Genomic DNA, 2,646 nt, shown 5'->3' on the forward strand with positions numbered 1-2,646 from the left:
GTGTTAACAAGTTAACCGAGAAACCGAAAAGGTTCATGAAGAAGAAAGTACCTATAATAGCCACCGGAACAGCTATAGCAGGGATCAGAGTTGACCTGAAATCCTGCAGGAATATAAATACTACGATAAATACCAGGATAAACGCTTCTACCAGGGTATGCTCAACCTGATCAATTGACTCATCAAGATCCGTTTTAGTACGATAAAACTGATTGTATTTGATACCAACAGGAAAATCCTTTGATAATTTCACCATCAGCTTATCAATAGCAATCTGAATTTCGTTGGCGTTTGAACCGGCCAATTGTATAATACCAATAGTAATACCCTCATGGCCGTTTAAGCGGTTCACGCTACCATAGCTGTAAGCACCTAATTCTACACGTGCGACATCTTTTAAACGTAATACAGAACCATCTGCATTTGCGCGGATAGCTATATTCTGATATTCTTCTGGTGTAGTAAGCTTACCTTTATATTTAATTACATATTCAAACGCTTCATTACTACGCTCACCAAATCTACCCGGAGCGGCCTCTAAGTTTTTATCCTGTATAGCGGCCATCACCTCGGCAGGTGTAATTTTATAAGTTGCCAACTGAGTAGGATTCAACCAAACACGCATAGAGTAGTCTTTAATACCACCAAATACACTGGCAGAACCTACACCCGGAATACGTTTGATCTCTGGAATGATATTGATCTGTGCATAGTTATTTACAAAGACCGCATCGTATTTTTTAGGATCTTCTGAGTAGATACCCATAGCTCCAATAAAACTGTTTTGTTGTTTAGTGGTAGTAATACCGTACTGAACAACCTCGGCAGGTAACTGGCTTGTTGCTTGTGAAACACGATTTTGAACGTTCACAGCCGCCTGATCGGGGTTAGTACCTTGTTGAAAGTATACAGTGATACCCAATGTACCGTCATTACTGGCAGTGGAGGTCATGTAGGTCATGTTTTCCACACCATTAATTGCTTCTTCCAATGACGGGGTCACGGAACGTAAAATTGTCTCGGCATTAGCGCCCGGGTACACTGCAGAAACCAATACCGACGGAGGTGCGATATTAGGGAACCGCTCTAAGGGCAGTTTTGTTAAACCAAGTATACCAACTATCACCAATAATATGGAGATAACAGTTGATAGTACCGGTCTTTCTATAAATTTCTGAAACATGACTTTAAAGTTTAAGTGTTAGAAACAAGAGTTAAGAGTCCAGAACTAAGACAACCTATGCCTTTATTCATCTCTTCTTCTTACATCCTGATTCCTGATTCTTGTATCTGATCTATATTAGTTTTTTGTTACAGCGGCTACTTTATCAGCTGCCTTTTCCGGGTGGATCACCATACCCTCCTGTAATTTGTCAATGCCGCTTAATACAATCTGGTCGCCTACTTTTACGCCGTCCTTAACCAGATAATTGTCGCCATTTTTACCAACAATGGTAATAGCTTGTTTTTTAACCTTGCTGCTATCGCCTACTGCAAATACAAACACTTTGTCCTGCATTTCAATAGTTGCAGATTCAGGTACGATCAAAGCATCTTTGTGCTCAAGGCTTAAACGAACTTTACCTGTGTTACCTGAACGTAATAAACCTTGTGGGTTGGTAAAAGTTGCTCTTAGTGTTATAGCGCCAGTGTTTTTATCAAACTGACCATCTATAATGTCTATCTTACCCTGTTTGGTATATTCTGTACCGTCTGCCAGCAATAATGATACTGATGGTAATTGTTTTAGTTTATCGGTTAAGGTTTGACCTGGATATTGTTCTTTAAAAGTTACAAAATCCTTTTCGCCTAAAGAGAAATAAACATGTACATCATGTACATCAGATAATTGCGTAAGGGAAGTAGCATCCTGTGGGCCAACTAATGTACCTTGTTTCTTATCTAAAAGACCAATGTAACCGCTTACCGGAGCTTTGATCAGGGTATAACCTAAATTGATCTGAGCGGTAGCCACATTAGCTTTAGCCGATTCAATATTGGCTGTTGCAACCTGATAAGCCGCTTTAGCTGTTTTTAATTGGTAATCCGATACAACCTTGTTTTGAACAAGCGGGGTAAGTTTGTCAACCTCTAATTGCGCGTTAACCTGTGAAGCTTCGGCAGCGTGTAATGCTGCAAGGGCGTTATTTAATGCTGCACGATAAGGTTGCTCATTGATTTTAAATATTGGCTGACCAGCGTTTACAAAAGCGCCTTCGTCAACAAATACTTTATCTAAAGTTCCGCTTACCTGTGGGCGTATTTCAACGTTAACAGTACCTTGTATTGATGCAGGATATTCCTGATAAGTGGTTTCTGTAGCAGATGTAATGGCTGCAACCGGTAATGATGGTGGCGGCGGTGCTTGTGGTGCCTGTGGTGCTGATGAACAACCGTATAATGAAAGGGCTACAAGCGCTAAAATGATACTTTTCATGATAATTACTTTTTTGTTGATGATAAATGATAGGATTAAAATGAGCCGAAGCCCGGTAGATATATGTTGATTGAGTTATGTTCTTTACAGTTCATGATATTTATTAAATGTCAGCTATGTGTTTTTATCTGATTGTTTTGATTGAGCAGTTTTAACCTGACTTACACTGCTAATAAGTAATAGGTAAAAATTAATGTCCATTGTTTGTT

General features: G+C 39.5%; 2 protein-coding genes. Both read right to left on the bottom strand.

Annotated elements, in window-relative coordinates; genetic code table 11:
• Positions 1-1,183 (bottom strand): efflux RND transporter permease subunit (locus tag AAGC65_RS25850; protein WP_343115338.1); only part of this gene is annotated, 1,183 nt, incomplete at its 3' end.
• Between the two features lie 117 nt (positions 1,184-1,300).
• Positions 1,301-2,437: an efflux RND transporter periplasmic adaptor subunit gene (locus AAGC65_RS25855; RefSeq protein ID WP_343115339.1), complete on the bottom strand. Its 1,137-nt coding sequence runs from the start codon at positions 2,435-2,437 to the stop codon at positions 1,301-1,303.
• Positions 2,438-2,646 lie beyond the last annotated feature (209 nt).

The sequence above is a fragment of the Mucilaginibacter sp. genome (assembly GCF_039207105.1).
Lineage (GTDB): Bacteria > Bacteroidota > Bacteroidia > Sphingobacteriales > Sphingobacteriaceae > Mucilaginibacter.